The following is a 17,486-nucleotide window of genomic DNA, read 5'->3' as shown; positions in this document are numbered from 1 at the left end:
CATGCGTAACGTGAAGATTTCTACCCGCCTCTACACTCTCGTGGGAATGGCGCTCGCCATCCTCATTCTCACGATAGGCTTCTTCCTCAACTACTCGCATTCCAAGCTCGAGAACGAGCGCAAGAGTGGTCTGGCGCAGATGGATGCGATCGCAATGGCCATCTTCCAGAAGTACTACAAGGTGGAACAGTCGGGGGCGATGACGCGGGAGCAGGCGCAGACGGCGGCCAAGGAGGTCATCTCGGCGATGCGCTATGGCGGCAGCGGCTATTTCTGGATCAACGACATGCATCCGACAATGATCATGCATCCGATCAAGCCCGAGCTGAACGGCACGGATCTGTCGCAGAACAAGGATCCAAACGGCAAGTTCATCTTCGTCGAATTTGCCAATACGGTGAAGAAGAGCGGGCAAGGCTTCGTCGACTATTACTGGCCGAAGCCGGGTGCGGCCGAGCCGGTCCTGAAATACTCGCACGTCGTCGGCTTCGAGGCCTGGGGCTGGATTGTGGGTACCGGCGTTTATGCCGACGATCTCGCAGCGCTTTATTGGCAGAACGCGCTCTGGGCGGCGCTGGCCTGCCTTGTCGGCGCAGTCGTCATTCTGTCCGTCGCCTTCGGGATCGTGCGCAGTGTCACCGCGCCGATCGCACGACTGAAGGGGGCGATGAACGCCATTGCAGAGGAAAGGGACGCGGTCGAGATTGTCGATCACGATCGTCGCGACGAGATCGGGGCGATGGCAAAGTCCCTTCTCGTCTTGCGCGACTCGGTGCACGAGCGGGCCGTGATGCGGGATCGCGAAAGCCGGCAGCAGCTGCAGATCGAGGATGAGCGCCGCGGCAATGAGGCGAGCTGGCGTTCGGCTGCCGACCGGCAGAATTTCGCGATCCAGGCGCTCGGCGCCGGGCTGGAGAGGCTTGCCGCCGGCGACCTGACGGTTGCTATCGACGATATCGGTCATGACTATTCCAAGCTTCGCTCCGATTTCAACACCGCTGTCGAAGCGCTGAACGGCGTCATTCAGGCGATCGCGGAATCGACCCGGATCGTCAACAACAGTGCCGGCGATATCAGCGAGGCGACCAATAACCTGTCCAAGCGCACCGAACAGCAGGCGGCGGCTCTCGAGGAGACGGCGGCCGCCCTCGACGAGATCACCGCGACCGTGAAGACGGCATCCGAACGCGCCGGCGAGGCCCGCGAGATGGTGTCCGAGACCAAGGCAAGCGCCGGCAAATCGGGAGAGATCGTCCGCAACGCAGTGGCCGCCATGAACCGGATCGAGGATTCCTCGAACCGCATCAGCCAGATCATCGGCGTGATCGACGAGATCGCCTTCCAGACGAACCTTTTGGCGCTCAACGCCGGCGTGGAGGCGGCGCGTGCCGGCGAAGCGGGCCGCGGATTTGCGGTCGTGGCGCAGGAGGTGCGCGAACTGGCGCAGCGTTCCGCTAATGCCGCCAAGGAGATCAAGACGCTGATCAGCAACTCGGCACGGGAGGTTGAAGGCGGCGTCACGCTCGTGCGCTCGACCGGCGAGGCGCTGGTGGAGATCGAGGAACTGGTCAACCGCGTCAACAGCCACGTCAGCTCGATTGCAACAGCTGCCCGCGAGCAGGCGAACGGTCTCAACGAGATCAACACCTCCGTCAACCAGATGGACCAGATGACGCAACAGAACGCCGCCATGGTCGAGGAGACGACCGCCGCCAGCCAGACGCTGGCCGAAGAGAGCGACCAGTTGCGCGGGCTGTTGTCGAATTTTAGCCTGAAGGACGACCGGCCAGCCGGTCAGCGGCTCAGCCGAGCAGCCTAAGGGCAAATACGTGATCTCTGCGGCCGGACTACAACCGGCCGCGTTGCCATACCAGCATCACTTGAATTTTCGCCTTCTAGTAGTAAGCTGACAGCGAGCTATTTAAATGAGGGCGTGGATGCGGCTTTTAAGTGCCTGGCTGGTAGTGCCTTTGGCCCTTCGAGGTGTCCGTCACGAGCATTTACATCTGTCGCTGTCAGCCCCGGACATTCCAAGGATTTCAACGCCGTCATTTCCTGGCCTGCCTAACCGGGGCCAGCAGGGTCCACCTCATTGAATTCTGGCCTTGCCGCCCGGCGAAGGATTGGTGGGTGTCATCTGAACGAGGGAACAGCATGAAACGCGTCGTATTGAGCCTCATCGCTTCCCTTTCTGTCGTCGGGCTGGCCTTGGGCTTTGTGTTCTTTGCGGCGTCCCTGACGCCAAGCCTGATGCCGCGGTCGTTTCTGGTGCAGGGTGCGCTGTCCGGGGTCAGTGCGGCGGTCGGCTATTTTTTTGGGGTCGTGCTCACCTCACTTTGGAGGTATCTGCAGTTCCCCGCTCCACGGACCCCGCCAAAGGTGGTGAAGGCAGCGGTCGTCGTGTGCGGCCTAGTGCTCTCGGTCGTCTTCTTGTGGCAGGTGGCAGGCTGGCAGAATTCGATCCACGATCTCTGGCACATGGAACGTCTCGATAGTGCCGAGCCCTACAAGCTCGCGGCAGTCGCGGCCGCGGTTTTCTTGGCCATGGTGCTTCTCGGGCGGCTGTTCCGATTGACCGTTCTGTGGCTGTCGGACTGGTTGTCGCGTTTTGTGCCGCGACGCGTATCGAACGTCGTCGGAGGTCTGATCGCGATCATCCTCTTCTGGTCGGTCGTCGAGGGCGTTCTTCTGCGAGGCGCTTTGCATGTCATCGATTCGTCCTTCCAGAAGGTGGACGCATTGCTGGACGACGATGTTCCGAGGCCGAGCGATCCTGTAAAGACAGGCAGTGCGTCTTCGCTGGTCGCATGGAACGGCCTTGGCCGACAGGGCAGGAATTTCATCGCTTCCGGACCGAAGGCGTCCGATATCAGCGCGTTCTGGAAAGGCGAGGCCCTGGATCCCATCCGCGTCTATGTCGGCCTGAACAATGCCGATACGATCGAGGCGCGGGCGAAACTCGCTCTTAGGGAGTTGCAGCGCGACGGCGCGTTCGACCGTTCGATCCTCGTTATCATCGTCCCGACCGGTACCGGGTGGGTCGATCCTGCTGCAATGAACCCGCTGGAGTACCTGCATCGCGGCGATGTCGCCAGCGTGGCGCTGCAGTATTCCTATCTGTCGAGTTGGCTGTCGCTGCTGGTGGAGCCGGAGTACGGCTCGGCGTCCGCAAAGGCGCTGTTCCGCGAGGTGTATGGCTACTGGACGACCTTGCCGCACGACAAGCGTCCGAAGCTCTATCTGCACGGCCTCAGTCTCGGCGCGCTCAACTCGCAGATATCGGCGGATCTCTTCGATGTCATCTCCGACCCCTTTCAAGGTGCCCTCTGGAGCGGTCCGCCATTCGAGAGCGCGACGTGGAGGGCCGTCACGGCGGGCAGGGACCCGCGTTCGCCCGCCTGGCTGCCGAAATTCCGCGACAATTCGATTATCCGCTTCACCAACCAGGAAAACCAGCTCGAAATTCCCGGCGCAACCTGGGGACCAATCCGGATCGTCTATCTGCAGTATGCTAGCGATGCCGTGACGTTCTTCGACGCTCACTCCTTCTATCGCGAACCGGCGTGGATGTGGACGCCGCGAGGCCCTGACGTTACGGCGAGCCTCCGATGGTTCCCGGCACTGACGATGCTGCAACTGTTGTTCGATATGATGATCGCGACGACCTCGCCGATGGGTTACGGCCATGTCTATGCGCCGCAACATTATATCGACGGCTGGGTGGCGGTCACCGCGCCTGTTATCGAGCCCCCGCAGATCGACGAACTCAAGCGGCATTTCGCGGACATCGGCGCCGCGATCGAGCGGCATGACTGATTTCAGTCCGCCCATTCTGTTCACAAACGGGACTATCGCATGCGTTAACCACGCCTGTTGGGCTTTCGTTAAGGCTCACGCATCAGTTTGCGCCGCAGTGGCTGGGTAACCACATCTTTTGAGGCTCGAACAATGACATATAGCGGCTTGCTTCTTTCTGCCATCGTAGCCGGCCTGATCACAATTCTTGCGATCGGCAGCCGACCTGCGACGGAGGCGGCATCCAACTGGCCACAGATGGAAATTTCGAAAACCGACCGGATTGTGACGGGCAGTGTCCCGCCTCGATAAGGCCACGACGATTGTGAGGGCATCGGGCCGAGTTCATGCCGATTGATTCAGACAAATACAAGAATTCGCCTGTACTAACTTGGTGGCTACCGCAAGAGTGTGTTAAGTGCGCGCAACGTAAGCGGGTGGAGTAGTGAAGGCGTTAAACCAATGAATAGCTTCAATCCGCGTTACGATATCATTTGCGATCCACTCGATATGTGGATTGTCTGGGACAACCAGACGGACGAACCGGCCACCTTCGGCGGCCAGATACTTCATGGATTGACCCAGGGATATGCCGTTGAGGTTGCCAAGATTATGAATGAAATCTACGGCACCGGGGGCGGTCCTGCTCGGCAGGTCAAGAAAGACGCGCCCGCCGGCACCGTCTTGCGCAGCGCAATCTGACGCTCGGCGCATCGCCGTCGCGTGGGATCGTCCCGGCGCGGCTCTTCAAATCTCCTTGCACGCCACCCAGATTGCTGAATGGCCAGCGTAGGGTTGCGTTGCGCATTTTTGCGTCCCGACGTAAACTCAAGCCGTCCGACATCGCGTGTGGCGAAGCGGTCCAGTTTCGCCGGGAGGCACATGCCGTGAGCATAAAGGAACTGTTTTCAAAGGCAGCCGGGCATGCAGCGCGCTTTCGCGAGTCCGTCGGCGATCGTCCCCACCGGCCGGAGCGGGACTACGCATCCGCTCTTGCCGCTTTCACGCAGGACGTTCCCGCGCAGCCGATGCCGATGTCGAATGTGCTTGACGATCTTGTCGCCAAGGCTGAGCCCGGACTTCACCTCATGGCGGGTCCGCGGTTCTTCGGGTGGGTGATCGGCGGTTCGCACCCGATGGGCGTGGCCGCGGACTTCCTGACCAGCGCATGGGGCCAGAATGCCGGCAACCATGTCGCAACGCCATCAGCCGCGGCCGTGGAAACGGTTGCCGGCAGCTGGCTGCTCGATATCCTTGGCCTCCCACCGGAGAGTTCGCTGGGTTTCGTCACCGGTGCGACGGTCGCGAATTTCACCTGCCTAGCGGCTGCCCGTGGGGAGGTGTTGAGGCGGATGAACTGGGATGCAGATGCCCAGGGATTGTTCGGAGCACCTGCGATCACCGTCCTGATCGGGGACGATGCGCATACGACAGTCTTTTCGGCATTGCAGTTTCTTGGGCTCGGTCACGATCGTGTCGCGCGGGTCCCGACAGACGACCAGGGGCGAGTTCTTCCGTCGGCCTTCTCGGAGGCGATTGCGAACGTGCGCGGCCCTTCCATCGTCATCCTGCAGGCAGGACAAATCAATACTGGCGCCTGCGACGACTTCGCGACAATCATTCCGTGCGCGCGCGCTGCAGGCGCTTGGGTGCACGTCGACGGCGCGTTCGGGCTCTGGGCGCAGGCGTCGCCCAAACGGCGTCATTTGACACATGGCATCGAACTTGCCGACAGTTGGGCGACGGATGGTCACAAATGGCTGCAGACGCCGTATGACTGCGGCTATGCGATTGTAAAGGACGAGTTGGCGCATCGCCGGGCCATGACCATCGCCGCCAGCTATCTGCCGTTGGCGAGCGAGGGTGAGCGCGATCCCTCACACTACGTGCCGGAACTATCACGGCGCGCGCGCGGCTTCGCGACCTGGGCGATGATTAAGCATCTGGGGCGCAGTGGCATCGAGGCGTTGGTGGAACGCTGCTGCACGTCGGCCGCCGTGTTGGCCACGACACTTTCTCGGGAGCCCGGGATCGTCGTTGCCAACGAGGTCGTCCTGAACCAGATCATCGTGCTTTTCGGCGCGGATCTTCCAGCCGAGCGGGGGGATGATCTGACGCAGCGAACGATTGGCGCGCTGCAGCGGCAGGGTGATTTGTTTGCAGGCGGTGCAACGTGGCGCGGTCGGCAGGTCCTGCGGCTTTCGGTGACCAACCACCAGACGGATCTGAACGAAGCAACAAGGAGCGCGGACACGATCATCGCCGCCTACCGGGCTGCGAGGCAGTCTGCTTAGGGTGCATGACCAGGTGGTGAACGGGGGCTATTGCGACCAAGATGAAAGTGATCTTTGCTGGGCCGACACTCTATGGTGCGAACCTATCGCCAAGCCCAGGCTATCAACTTCGCCCGCCCGCGAGACAGGGCGACGTATATAGAGCAATCAAGGAGGGTGCCAACGTCATCGGGCTCATTGACGGGATTTACGAGTATGTCCCCGCCATATGGCACAAGGAAATCTTGTTCGGGCTTTCAGAAGGGGTTCACATTCTGGGAGCCGCGAGCATGGGAGCGCTGAGGGCGGCGGAATGTGCTGTGTTCGGGATGATTGGCGTCGGAGAGATTTATCGCGACTTTGCGAGGGGCTTGATGGAAAATGACTCAGATGTCGCCCAGGCGCACGCGCCGGCCGAGATGAACTTCCTGCCGCTCAGCGAACCGCTCGTGAATGTCCGCGCGACGATTTCGCGATGTTTGCAACTCTCTCTAATAACGGACGCGGAGCACGATGAGCTTCAGCACGCGGCAAAGCAGATCTTCTTCAAGGATCGTACCTACAGGCACCTGGTAAGTTCGGCTGTTCAGGACGCCGATCGCGCATGCGCGGTGCTGACGAACTTGCGGGCAAATAGGGTCAACCTGAAGCTGAACGACGCGCTGATGCTGATCGAGACCCTGACAAGGATGCCGGATCGCCGGTTTGTCGCCGATTTCAATTGGACGTTTGAGGTCACCGACTTCTGGAAGTCGGTGACCTCGGCGCCCTGACTTGCAATAGGTGTCTTGGCGGGTGTCGGCCCGCAAATCTGGCGCTGACGCAGTCCCTGATGCCATCCTCTCATTTTGTTTTACTTGCAGAAGATCGAGCTACAACCGGTCCTTTGCGAGCTCGGGTTCTGCAGCCTGACCTCGGGTAAGCTTTCATTCACCGTTTTTTACTAAATTTCGAATGAAGTGTTTGGTCACTGCCGTCTGCGGAAGCGATGAGAGTATGGCGTTTTTTTCCATTCTGCGGCCCTACGTGCTGCCGGTGCTGCTTTCAACGGCGCTGACGACGTGCTCGACGGATGGGCTCGTTCCGCCGGGCACCGTGGATAGTGGAACGAGGGTCGGTTCGATCTCTCCGGCGAAGCGCTCTGCCGCACCGGTTCGCATGCCGGCAACCGAGGCGCAGCAGGCTTACCCGGTGTCCAGCCAGCCAGTGAACGGTGCCGAGCAGTCTGCAGACTATCTGGATACACCCAATCTGGCAGGCACAGGACATTCCGCCCAGACGATGCAGGCATCCGCGGCCCAGTCCGGGCAGTTGCCGCGCATTGACAGCGACGAAGCCTCGGCCGGGGCACGCGGCGCTGCGGGCGGCCTGCAAGGGCAGCCGCCGCAAAACTGGGGCGGAACGCAGGCCCTTGCCGTACCTTCCGAGGGCGTCAACATGGATGCGGAGCTTGGCGCCGAGCCTGTCGTCGGTCTCGCGCAGGAACAGCAGCAGCAGATTGCCGAGGGCCAGTCCGACCAGCCGGTCGTCGACGGCATCGGTACGGACACCCCGACGCAGCTCAACCGTTCACACGTCCCTCGTCCGGCGAGTGAGGCCGCCGTGAGGCAGGCTCCAGTCTGGGGTGATGGAAGCGCCGTCGTGGCTCCCTCGCGCGTGCCCGAGGAGAACGAGCCGCATGAAGTCGCCATGCTTCGGCCAGGCAATCCGATGATGAGCCAGCCGACGCCGGTCGATCCCAGTGTCATGCCTGCCGCGGAACTTGCCTGCCGGCGCGAGCTGAAGCGCATGGGCGTCGTCTATGCCGACAAGCCAGCGATTTCCCAGGGGCCCGCTTGCCAGGTGCCCTATCCGATCTCGTTGCAGGGTCTGTCCGGCAATATCGGCGTGAAGCCGGCTGTAACGCTGAACTGCCAGGTGACGCTTGCCTTTGCCAAGTGGGTGAAGAACGAATTGGCCCCGTCCGCCCGCTTTCGCTACTGGTCGGGAATTAGAACCATCCAGCCGCTCGGCGGCTACAGCTGCCGGCGCATGAACAACAGCCGCCAGAAATACAATCCGATGTCGGAACATGCGCGCGGCAACGCGATCGATGTCGGCAAGTTCGTGTTGAAGAGCGGCCACGAGATCGACGTGCGCAAGAAGGGTCTTTTCTCCTTCCGCGAAGGTCGGCTGCTGCAGGCGGTTCGCAACGACAGCTGCAAATATTTCAATACGGTGCTCGGCCCGGGCAGCAATCCGGAACACTGGAACCATTTTCACTTCGACCTCCGATCACGACAGAGCGGCAGGGCCTATTGCGATTGATCGGCCCTGGTCGGTGACGGCTGACGCCGGCCGTGCATGGCATTTGCCGATAAGCGTAGTACGCCTGTGCGAGCTGCGAGGAACGGACAAAGGAAGGCCGGCGCGATGGCCGGCGAAGGGAAGGGCGACCGGACTGACAGAAGGACCGGTCCGCTTCGGCGTTGCACAATCGGCACGCAGCAACGCTCTCACGCTTAGGGATGGCAGACGAGGCGCAATGAGGTCGCCTTGCACTGCTCCGACGGGGCGGCGGTTCGGAGATTGCTGCCTGTCCCGCAAGCCTTGTACTCCACGAATGTCAACGCTTGATGACGTGACGGACCCCCGAGTCTGCCGGAACCTTTTTTCCAGTACGGCGGTTTTCAGGCAAATGAATGCTCTGTTCACAGGCGTTGGGATGTCAAACTTTGCTAAAGCGGCTATATAGCGGCCCAACCCGCCCGCGAATTTGCAAGAGTCCTGCATGGCCCCGATTATTTCCATCCGCAATCTCACGAAAATCTATGCCAACGGATTTCAGGCACTGAAGGGCATCGACCTCGATGTCGAGAAGGGCGAGATCCTGGCGCTGCTCGGGCCCAACGGCGCGGGAAAGACGACAATGATCTCGATCGTCTGCGGCATTGCCAACCCAAGCGGCGGCACCGTCCTGGTCGGCGGACACGATGTTGTAAAGGACTTCAGGGCGACACGGGCGATGATCGGCCTCGTGCCGCAGGAATTGACGACCGATCAGTTCGAGACGGTGTGGAACACCGTAAGCTTCTCGCGCGGCCTGCATGGCAAGAGGCCTAATCCGGCCCATATCGAAAAAGTGCTGCGCGATCTGTCGCTGTGGGACAAGAGGGATAATACGCTGCGGCAGCTGTCCGGCGGCATGAAGCGGCGGGTGCTGATAGCCAAGGCGCTGAGCCACGAGCCTGAGATCCTCTTCCTCGACGAGCCGACGGCGGGAGTCGACGTGGCGTTGCGAAAGGATATGTGGCAGGTCGTGGAAAATCTGCGAGAGGTGGGCGTCACGATCATACTGACGACGCACTACATCGAGGAGGCCGAAGAGATCGCCGACCGCGTCGGCGTCATCAATGGCGGGGAGTTGCTGTTAGTCGAGGACAAGTCGGCGCTGATGGCGAAGCTTGGCCGCAAGCAGTTGATCCTCGAGCTCACCGAGCCTCTTGAGACGCTGCCGAACAACTTTGCAGGCAACGGGCTTTCGCTCGCCGCCGACGGCAGGAGGCTGGTCTACGATTTCGATGCGCAGGACGAGCAACTGAGCATCGCGACGCTGCTGACACGGCTTGGCGAGCACAACATTCACTTCAAGGATCTTTCCACGCAGCAGAGCTCGCTGGAGGATATCTTCGTGGCACTCGTGGGAGGGGCGAAATGAATTTCGAGGCCATCAAGTCGATCTATTATTTCGAGATGGCGCGCACGCGCCGCACGTTGTTGCAGAGCGTCGTCTCGCCTGTCATTTCGACATCACTCTATTTTATCGTGTTCGGTGCGGCGGTGGGCTCGCGCATTCAGGAAGTGGAGGGCGTTTCATACGGGGCGTTCATCACGCCGGGCCTGATCATGCTGACGCTGCTGGGCCAATGCATCAGCAATGGTTCCTTCGGCATCTATTTTCCGAAATTCACGGGAACGATCTACGAGGTGCTATCGGCTCCGGTTGCCATGACCGAAATCCTGCTCGGCTATGTTGGAGCAGCGGCGACGAAGGGTCTGATGATCGGCGTCATCATCCTCGTGACGGCGACCGTTTTCGTCGACGTCAGGATCGAGCATCCCTTCATGATGGTCCTGTTTTTCCTGCTTACGGCGATCACCTTCAGCCTGTTCGGCTTCATGATCGGTATCTGGGCAACCAATTTCGAGCAGCTGAACCTCATCCCTATGCTCGTCGTGCCGCCGCTCACCTTCCTCGGCGGTAGCTTCTACTCGATCAACATGTTGCCTCCGTTCTGGCAGGCGGTCAGCCATTTCAATCCCGTTCTTTATCTGGTCAGCGGTTTCCGATGGAGCTTCTTCGGTATCGCCGACGTCAATCCGCTGGTCAGCCTCGGCATGATCACGATCTTTCTGGCGATCTGCCTCGGTATGCTCGGATGGATGTTCAAGACGGGCTACCGGCTACGAAACTAGGTTCGAGCGGGCGGCGCCATCGAGCGTGCCACCCTGACCCGCGGAATGATGCAGGCGACGTTCGCTACGAATGCGACGCGTTCGTCAGCCGAGCGCGCCGCAGGTGCCCACGTCCGCCGGTTTCGTCCGACCTGCCTGCAGATCCGACAGCATGGGGATCGACGGATCCGGCCCCCTGATAGCGGCCTCGAAGACTGCGCGATCCACTTTGACCATTCGTCCGCTCGAGGTGAAGCTGTCTAGCTCCTCGCTACTGACAATTGCCAAGCTGGCATTGGGCGGCAAAAGAACATTTTCCTGCCTTTTGACAACACACAGCCCAGGCTCCTGGACTTTCCCTGTCCAAGCTTGCCGACGGCATAGCCCTGCTTCGACAGGCTTGTGTCTGATTCCGCGCTTGCGATGCCGGGTATTCCAAACGCCACAAATGCGGCGGCAATCATCACCTGACGTGTCTGAAGGTCATTATAGGCTCAATTTCTGCCCTTCTAGGTGCATTATTTATCACAATCTGAATTGGGAGGCCCGTGGTGTGAGAGCGGCAGCCTGCGGGTCAGCCAAGTCGCGCCGGGTAGGGCGTAGTGTTGCGTTGGAAGAGCAAGGGTGTTGCCATCTCCCCGTCTTGCGGGATCAGCATCGCGCTATATGCTTAGTTATATCGCGGGCTAGGCGCAGCCCTCCAGCCTTGACACCGGTTCCCCACATTGTCTTCCAATTTCATTATTTCAAACGTACGGATCGGGATCGAAACCGAGCTCGTCGATATCATTGTTGCGAATGGTCGGATCGGGGCGATAGGCAATTCGCTTGCCTTTGAAGGGCTGCGCGAAGATGGGGAGGGACTGTTTGCCTTCGGCGGTTTCGTCGAGAGCCACATCCATCTCGACAAGGCGATGATCCTCGACCGATGCCCGATCTGCGAGGGCACGCTTGGAGAGGCGATCCAGCTGACGGCGAGGGCGAAGGCGGCCTTCACCGAAGCCGATGTCTATGAGCGCGCGGCGCGCGCGGTCGAAAGGGCCATCCTGCAGGGCACGACGCGGATGCGCAGCTTCGTCGAGGTCGATCCGCGAGCCGGGCATCGTTCGTTCGATGCGCTGCAGAGGCTGGCGCGCGATTACGCCTGGGCTATCGACATGGAGCTCTGCGCCTTTGCGCAGGAGGGCATCACCAACGAGCCGGAAACGGCGGGGATGCTGGCCCGGGCGCTGGAGAGAGGCGCGCAGCTCGTCGGCGGTTGTCCCTATACTGATCCCGATCCGAATGCGCATGTCGAGGCGATCTTCGAGCTGGCGCGACGATACGATGTCGACGTCGATTTCCACGCCGATTTCGATCTCGATCCGGAAGGCTCGATCCTGCCGAAGATTGCCTGCGAGACAATCCGGCACGGTTACCAGGGCCGCGTCTCGGTCGGGCATGTGACAAAGCTTTCGTCGATGACGCCGGAGGCGCTGCGCGTTGCGGCGGTGCAGCTGGCGGAGGCGGGGATCGCGGTGACGATCCTGCCCGCGACGGATCTGTTTCTCACCGGCCGGGGACATCCCCGGCTTGCGCCGCGGGGTCTGGCGCCCGGGTCGGTGCTTTTGGGACATGGCGTGCGCGTCAGCCTGGCCAGCAACAACATTCTCAATCCCTTCACACCGTTCGGCGACTGCTCGCTCGGGCGTGTCGCCAACCTCTATGCCAACCTTGCGCATCTTGCCCGCGACGCCGAAATGGACGCGGTGTTCGCCATGGTGACGACGGAGGCGGCGCGGCAACTGCGGGCACCTTACGGACTTGCGGTGGGCGCCAACGCGGATATTGTGCTGATTGATGCGCCAAGCGCGTCGGATGCGATCCGTTCGATCGCGCCGGTCGTTGCGGGGTGGAAAAAGGGGCGCAAGACATTCTCGCGGCCACGCGCCGAGCTCTACCGCCCGCAAGCGACGTCTGACATTCCGGAAGATCTGCAATGACTGCTGTATCCTCGTCCGCGCGCGCCATGGTGACCAGCCCGCATGGGCTGGCGACGGAGGCGGGGGCCGCGGTTCTTCGCGAGGGCGGCAACGCGGTCGAGGCGGCAATTGCCGTGGCGGCCGTGCTGTCTGTCACCTATCCGCATTTCTGCGGGATCGGCGGCGATGCGGTCTGGATGCTGGCGGACAACGAGGGCCGGCGTAATTGCCTGCTTGGGATCGGTCAGGCCGCGGCGAGTGCCGATCGGATTGCAAGCATTTCAGAGCGTGGTCCAATGTCGGCGCTGACGACGGCATGCGCGGTCGACAGCTGGGGCGCAGCGCGGGAGTATTCCGCTGCCAATTGGCAGGGAACAGCAAGCCTCGCACGACTTCTGGAACCGGCGATCGGCTATGCGCGCGATGGGTTTCGAATGGCGGCGTCGCAGGCGTTCTGGCTCGATTTCCGTATGGACGAGGCGATCCATTGGCCGGGCTTTGCCAAACTCTTCGCGCCGGGAGACTTGAGAGACGGCATATTCCGCCAAGCTGCACTTGCGTGCAGCCTGGAGAGCATCGCGCGCCATGGGACGCGCGAATTCTACGACGGCGCGCTTGGCGACAGGATCGCGGCCGGGCTGGCGGCAGTCGGTGCCCCCATTACCGCCGGCGATCTTGCCGACACGCGCACCAGAAGCGTTCCGCCCCTCAGCCTCGACTACGGCGAGATGGAGCTGCTGGCCCCACCGCCGCCGACGCAGGGCGTAACGACGCTGCAGACCATGGGCATTCTCGATCGGTTGGGTGCGCGTCGCTATCCGGCGGGGAGCCCGGAATATTATCACTGCTGCGTAGAGGCGATCAAACGCGCTTTTCGCGATCGCAACAGCATTGGCGATCCTGACGAGGCGGGGGTTCCGGTCGAACGCTGGCTCTCGGACGAACATCTGACGGCACAGGCGGCGGAAATCGACATGGCCGCTGCGCTTGCCTGGCCGCAGCCCTTCCGGACTGGCGACACGGTCTTCTTTGCAGCGGCAGACAGCCAGGGGCGCTGCGCGAGTGTTCTGCAGAGCACCTACTACGATTGGGGCAGCGGCGTCGTTGCCGGTGACACCGGCATTCTCTGGCAGAATCGCGGCGGCGCGTTCAACCTGATCGAGGGCCACCCAAATCGGCTTCGGCCGGGCAAGCGGCCGTTCTACACGCTTAATCCCGGCATTGCACTGAAGGACGGCAAGCCACATCTGCTTTACGGCACGCAGGGCGCCGACGGGCAACCGCAAACGCTATCGGTGATCCTGAGCCTGCTTCTGGACCACGGCTACGCGCCGGAGCAAGCACTACAGATGCCTCGCTTCTTGCTCGGCAAGACCTTTTCGGACAGCCGCGACACGCTGAAGATCGAAGGGGATGCCGCTCTCTCGACGGTTGCCGGGCTAAAAGCACTGGGCCACGAGGTCAGCCCGATTGCGGCCAGAAGCCCGCTCGCCGGCCAGGCGGGGGTTATCCGGATCGATGGCAGCGGTAACATGGACGGTGCGAACGATCCGCGCAGCGACGGCGTGGCGGTCGGGATCAGCTAGCATTGCTGTTTGCACGGATCTGTCTAGTCGCGCATTCTCAGCTCGTCAGTCTGCATCTGCAGCGAGCCCAGCGTCGAGAGAAAGCTCATGCCGAGCAGGCTTTGGTCGAGTTTGCCGTCCTCGGCAACGCTTGCATTGACATTGTTGCGCACGATAGGGCCGATCGCCACCTCGGACAGCGTCACGGGTGCAGCCCGGGCGCGGCCGTTGGCTGTCATCACGCTCATGGAATAGGTCAGGTTCTCGGGGATGATGCCGACACGCTCGGCGTCGTAGCGCGACAGTGCGACCATGCTGGCCCCGGTATCCACGAGCATCGAGATGGTTTGTCCGTTGATCTGGACATCAGCCTCGAAATGGCCGTTCATGAGCTTGTGCAGGATCACTTCCTCGCCGCCTTCGCTCGTGGTCACGACGACGCCGCGGCCGGGAACGAGGCCGGCGAGCAGGCGGTTGCCCACGCCGAGCGCTTCCTGCCGGTAGACATAGGCGGTGGCAAGTCCGAGTATTAGCACCAGCCAAATCATCAGGTGGCGCAGGGTTTCGCCGACGCTGATACGGCGCCCCCATATGCCCGCCGCCAGCATCAGCGCTATGGGCAACAAATAGACGACGCGGCCGAAATCGTCGGTCCGCATGCCGAGCACCCGAGGGCTCTCGCTGTTGAAGATGAGAACTGCAAGGCCGAGACCGAGAACGCCTAGGAGAATGGTCAGGCGCGTCATGCGGTCTGCTCCGCCGTCTTGACGGTTGTGGACAGGCTGCAGGCCATTAAGTCGTTCGACTGCAACCGAGCCGGCAAAACGGCCATCAGATGCTGCCGTTTCTCGTCGGAAAACGACATCCAGCCGCTGATTTCTTCAATCGTACGGCCACAGCCTGCACAGAGGCCGCTGGCAGAATCGATGGAGCACACGTCAATGCAGGGTGTTTGCATGAAAAACTATATCGAGGTTTCACAATGCCATGGCAAGGGCGCAAAGCGCTGCCGTCTCGGAAATCTGTGCTGCCGCGCCGAGCGTGTCGCCGGTCTGGCCGTTCAGTTTCTTTCGGATCAGCGTCGTGAATGCCATCACCGCTAGGCCTGCTGCCAGAAGGCTGCAGACAAGCGGTAGAAGGCCGAGGCCGGGCCAGAGCAGCAGAGCGGCAAGAACGCAGCCGGAGACCAGTGCCGTCTGCATCACACTTTCGCTCGGCTTCCCCGCTGCGGCCGCAACCCCATCGATTTTTGCGGGTGCCAATCTGTGCCAGTGCCAGACGAGCGCACTGCGGCTGATGCAGGCGACTGCCGGCAGCGCCAGCGCCGCGGCAAAGGATGGTGCGCCGCGGGCAATGGCGGTAATTGCGGCAGCGCGAATGGCGAAGGACAGGATCAGCGCAATCGCACCATAGGTGCCGATGCGACTGTCCTTCATGATCGTCAGGCTGTGGTCGCGGTTGCGTCCGCCGCCGATGCCGTCGGCACAATCTGCCAGCCCGTCTTCGTGCAACGCGCCGGTGACGGCTGCCTGAACCGCAAGCGCAACAAGGGCAGACATCAACCGGTCGGCATGAACGAGGAGCATCACGTAGAGGACAATGGCCGGCAAGAGGCCGATGAGAATGCCGGCGACGGGAAATGCGCGCGCGACACGATCAAGCTTGCCGTTGAACCCGGCGAACGCTGCGGGCGGCATGGGAATGCGGCTGAGGAACGCGACGGCGCGGGCAACGTCCAAGGCATAGTTTCCGATATTCATGCTGCGCCCGACCCCGCGACAATACGCAACGCTTTTGGAGTTGTTCGCCTCCGTCGCTGCCTTTAAGAGAGTGGCGACGAAAGAAGCTGATTTGCAGCCAAAAGACAAGTTACTGACAAAACAAGGAAGCCGTACCCATGAGCGTTTCAGGCCTGCCGTTCGACGATTTCCGGGCACTTCTGCGCGATCTGCCAGGCCCGGATGCTAGGGCGCTGGTGGTCGCACGCGAGCGCGACGCGCAATTGACGAAGCCACCAGGTGCGCTTGGCCGCCTCGAGGAAATTGCTTTCTGGCTTGCCGCCTGGACGGGCAGGACGCCTGCAGTCAACCGTCCCCTTGTCGCTATCTTCGCCGGGAACCACGGTGTCACCAAGCAGGGAATCACGCCCTTTCCGCCCGCTGTGACGCAGCAGATGGTCGAGAACTTTGCTGCGGGCGGCGCTGCGATCAACCAGATCTGCGCTGCCTACGACCTCGGGCTCAAGGTGTTCGATCTGGCGCTCGATTATCCGACCGGGGACATCACCGAGGAGCCGGCGCTCTCCGAGCGTGACTGCGCGGCGACGATGGCATTTGGCATGGAGGCGATTGCCGGCGGCACCGATCTTCTGTGCATCGGCGAGATGGGTATCGGCAATACGACCATTGCGGCTGCGATCAACTATGCACTCTATGGCGGTTCGGCGCGGGACTGGGTGGGTCCGGGCACGGGTTCGGAAGGCGAGATGCTTGAGCGCAAGATCGCTGCGGTCGAAAAGGCGGTCGCGCTGCATAGCGACCATCTCGACGATCCCCTGGAAATCATGCGCCGGCTCGGCGGTCGCGAAATTGCGGCCATGGCTGGCGCGATCCTTGCCGCGCGTGTCGAACGCATTCCGGTACTGATCGACGGTTACGTCGCAACTGCTGCTGCGGCGATTCTGAAGGTGGCAAACCCGTCCGCGCTCGATCATTGCCTGATCGGCCATGTATCGGGGGAGCCGGGCCACTTGCGCGCGATCGAGATGCTCGGCAAGACTCCGCTTCTGTCGCTAGGCATGCGGCTCGGCGAGGGAACGGGCGCAGCGCTTGCCGCAGGCATCGTCAAGGCTGCGGCAGCATGCCATTCCGGCATGGCGACGTTTGCGCAGGCGGGTGTTACGAACAAACACTGAGCGTTCAGGTTCGTGACAGGTTTATGACAGAGTCTTGCGGCGGGGACCGGGAACCGGTATTCGCATTTTCTGATACATGGCGGCTGTGACGCGACCGCCGTCTACCTGACGACGAGGGCACTTGATGAAACCTGCCGTGACCAAGCTCACCGGCATCAGCCACTTCTTTGCTGCTGCCAGCTATTCCGTTGGCGGCTTCCGTCGGCTGATCAAGGAAGCCGCGTTTCGGCAGGAGCTGCTGTTCTTTGCCGTCTCCTTCATCCTGCTGCTGGCCGTCGGTGCGACGCTTGTAGAAATGATGGTTGCAGTCCTACTGTTCCTCGTGCTCTTTGCGTTCGAAGCCTTGAACACCGCCATCGAGGAAGTGATCGACCGGATTTCGCCCGAGATCTCGATGGTCGGGAAGCATGCCAAGGATCTCGGCTCTTTTGCCGTCCTTTGCATGATCGCCGCGTGCGGGATTTTCCTGCTGTTCACAGTCGGAAAGCACTTGCTCTTCGCATGATCGTGCCAAAATGCAGTTGATGCCGGCACGCCCCCCCTC

At 61.5% G+C, this 17,486-nt stretch carries 16 protein-coding genes; 12 read left to right on the top strand and 4 right to left on the bottom strand.

The annotated features are described in order from the left end of the window. Position 1: 1 nt before the first annotated feature. The 8 genes from AC1D2R_RS05020 (at position 2) to AC1D2R_RS04985 (ending at position 10,523) form a co-directional block, all read left to right on the top strand. Positions 2 to 1,819, top strand: coding sequence for a methyl-accepting chemotaxis protein (locus tag AC1D2R_RS05020; protein ID WP_477965343.1), 1,818 nt, complete (start codon positions 2 to 4; stop codon positions 1,817 to 1,819). A gap of 335 nt (positions 1,820 to 2,154) precedes the next feature. After that, positions 2,155 to 3,816 (top strand): alpha/beta hydrolase, encoded by a 1,662-nt coding sequence (locus tag AC1D2R_RS05015; protein ID WP_477965341.1) that lies wholly within the window; start codon positions 2,155 to 2,157, stop codon positions 3,814 to 3,816. A gap of 441 nt (positions 3,817 to 4,257) precedes the next feature. After that, positions 4,258 to 4,497, top strand: coding sequence for a hypothetical protein (locus AC1D2R_RS05010; protein WP_477965339.1), 240 nt, complete (start codon positions 4,258 to 4,260; stop codon positions 4,495 to 4,497). Positions 4,498 to 4,682: 185 nt separating this feature from the next. Then, positions 4,683 to 6,089 (top strand): pyridoxal phosphate-dependent decarboxylase family protein, encoded by a 1,407-nt coding sequence (locus tag AC1D2R_RS05005; RefSeq protein WP_477965337.1) that lies wholly within the window; start codon positions 4,683 to 4,685, stop codon positions 6,087 to 6,089. 41 nt (positions 6,090 to 6,130) lie between these two features. Next, positions 6,131 to 6,841: a TfuA-like protein gene (locus AC1D2R_RS05000; RefSeq protein ID WP_477965335.1), complete on the top strand. Its 711-nt coding sequence runs from the start codon at positions 6,131 to 6,133 to the stop codon at positions 6,839 to 6,841. A 223-nt stretch (positions 6,842 to 7,064) separates the two neighbouring features. Then, positions 7,065 to 8,375, top strand: a complete 1,311-nt coding sequence (locus tag AC1D2R_RS04995; RefSeq protein ID WP_477965333.1) for an extensin-like domain-containing protein — start codon at positions 7,065 to 7,067, stop codon at positions 8,373 to 8,375. A 463-nt stretch (positions 8,376 to 8,838) separates the two neighbouring features. Further along, positions 8,839 to 9,765, top strand: coding sequence for an ABC transporter ATP-binding protein (locus tag AC1D2R_RS04990; protein ID WP_477965331.1), 927 nt, complete (start codon positions 8,839 to 8,841; stop codon positions 9,763 to 9,765). Next, positions 9,762 to 10,523 (top strand): ABC transporter permease, encoded by a 762-nt coding sequence (locus AC1D2R_RS04985; RefSeq protein WP_477965329.1) that lies wholly within the window; start codon positions 9,762 to 9,764, stop codon positions 10,521 to 10,523. Before AC1D2R_RS04990 ends, AC1D2R_RS04985 begins: the two co-directional genes overlap by 4 nt. 84 nt (positions 10,524 to 10,607) lie before the next feature. Here the strand turns inward: AC1D2R_RS04985 and AC1D2R_RS04980 are convergent, their stop codons facing one another. Next, a complete protein-coding gene (locus tag AC1D2R_RS04980; RefSeq protein WP_477965327.1) occupies positions 10,608 to 10,739 on the bottom strand; it encodes a hypothetical protein in 132 nt (43 codons plus the stop codon). Between the two features lie 488 nt (positions 10,740 to 11,227). Between AC1D2R_RS04980 and AC1D2R_RS04975 the strand changes: the two genes are divergently transcribed. Both AC1D2R_RS04975 and AC1D2R_RS04970 read left to right on the top strand, forming a co-directional pair. Next, on the top strand, positions 11,228 to 12,484 hold the full coding sequence (locus AC1D2R_RS04975; protein ID WP_477965325.1) for an amidohydrolase family protein: 1,257 nt from the start codon (positions 11,228 to 11,230) through the stop codon (positions 12,482 to 12,484). 26 nt (positions 12,485 to 12,510) lie between these two features. After that, a complete protein-coding gene (locus tag AC1D2R_RS04970; RefSeq protein ID WP_477965409.1) occupies positions 12,511 to 14,049 on the top strand; it encodes a gamma-glutamyltransferase family protein in 1,539 nt (512 codons plus the stop codon). A gap of 23 nt (positions 14,050 to 14,072) precedes the next feature. Here the strand turns inward: AC1D2R_RS04970 and AC1D2R_RS04965 are convergent, their stop codons facing one another. Genes AC1D2R_RS04965 through AC1D2R_RS04955 form a run of 3 tightly spaced genes read right to left on the bottom strand, consistent with a single transcriptional unit; the run spans position 14,073 to position 15,788 of the window. Beyond that, a complete protein-coding gene (locus tag AC1D2R_RS04965) occupies positions 14,073 to 14,774 on the bottom strand; it encodes a TIGR02281 family clan AA aspartic protease (RefSeq protein ID WP_477965323.1) in 702 nt (233 codons plus the stop codon). Next, on the bottom strand, positions 14,771 to 14,986 hold the full coding sequence (locus AC1D2R_RS04960; RefSeq protein WP_477965321.1) for a DUF1289 domain-containing protein: 216 nt from the start codon (positions 14,984 to 14,986) through the stop codon (positions 14,771 to 14,773). The genes AC1D2R_RS04965 and AC1D2R_RS04960 overlap by 4 nt, the downstream gene beginning before the upstream one ends. Positions 14,987 to 15,005: 19 nt before the next feature. Next, complete coding sequence (locus AC1D2R_RS04955; RefSeq protein ID WP_477965319.1) at positions 15,006 to 15,788, bottom strand: adenosylcobinamide-GDP ribazoletransferase; 783 nt, start codon at positions 15,786 to 15,788, stop codon at positions 15,006 to 15,008. A gap of 137 nt (positions 15,789 to 15,925) precedes the next feature. Here AC1D2R_RS04955 and cobT point away from each other — a divergent pair, with 137 nt between their 5' ends. Both cobT and AC1D2R_RS04945 read left to right on the top strand, forming a co-directional pair. Beyond that, the gene (gene cobT / locus AC1D2R_RS04950) at positions 15,926 to 16,942 is read left to right on the top strand and encodes a nicotinate-nucleotide--dimethylbenzimidazole phosphoribosyltransferase (RefSeq protein ID WP_477965317.1); all 1,017 of its coding nucleotides are present in this window, start codon (positions 15,926 to 15,928) and stop codon (positions 16,940 to 16,942) included. Positions 16,943 to 17,066: 124 nt separating this feature from the next. Beyond that, on the top strand, positions 17,067 to 17,447 hold the full coding sequence (locus AC1D2R_RS04945; protein WP_477965315.1) for a diacylglycerol kinase: 381 nt from the start codon (positions 17,067 to 17,069) through the stop codon (positions 17,445 to 17,447). Positions 17,448 to 17,486 lie beyond the last annotated feature (39 nt).

Source organism: Rhizobium sp. P1_C7 (assembly GCF_056406295.1).
The sequence above is the reverse complement of the archived record's forward strand: the minus strand, read 5'-3'. Positions and strand labels throughout refer to the sequence as shown.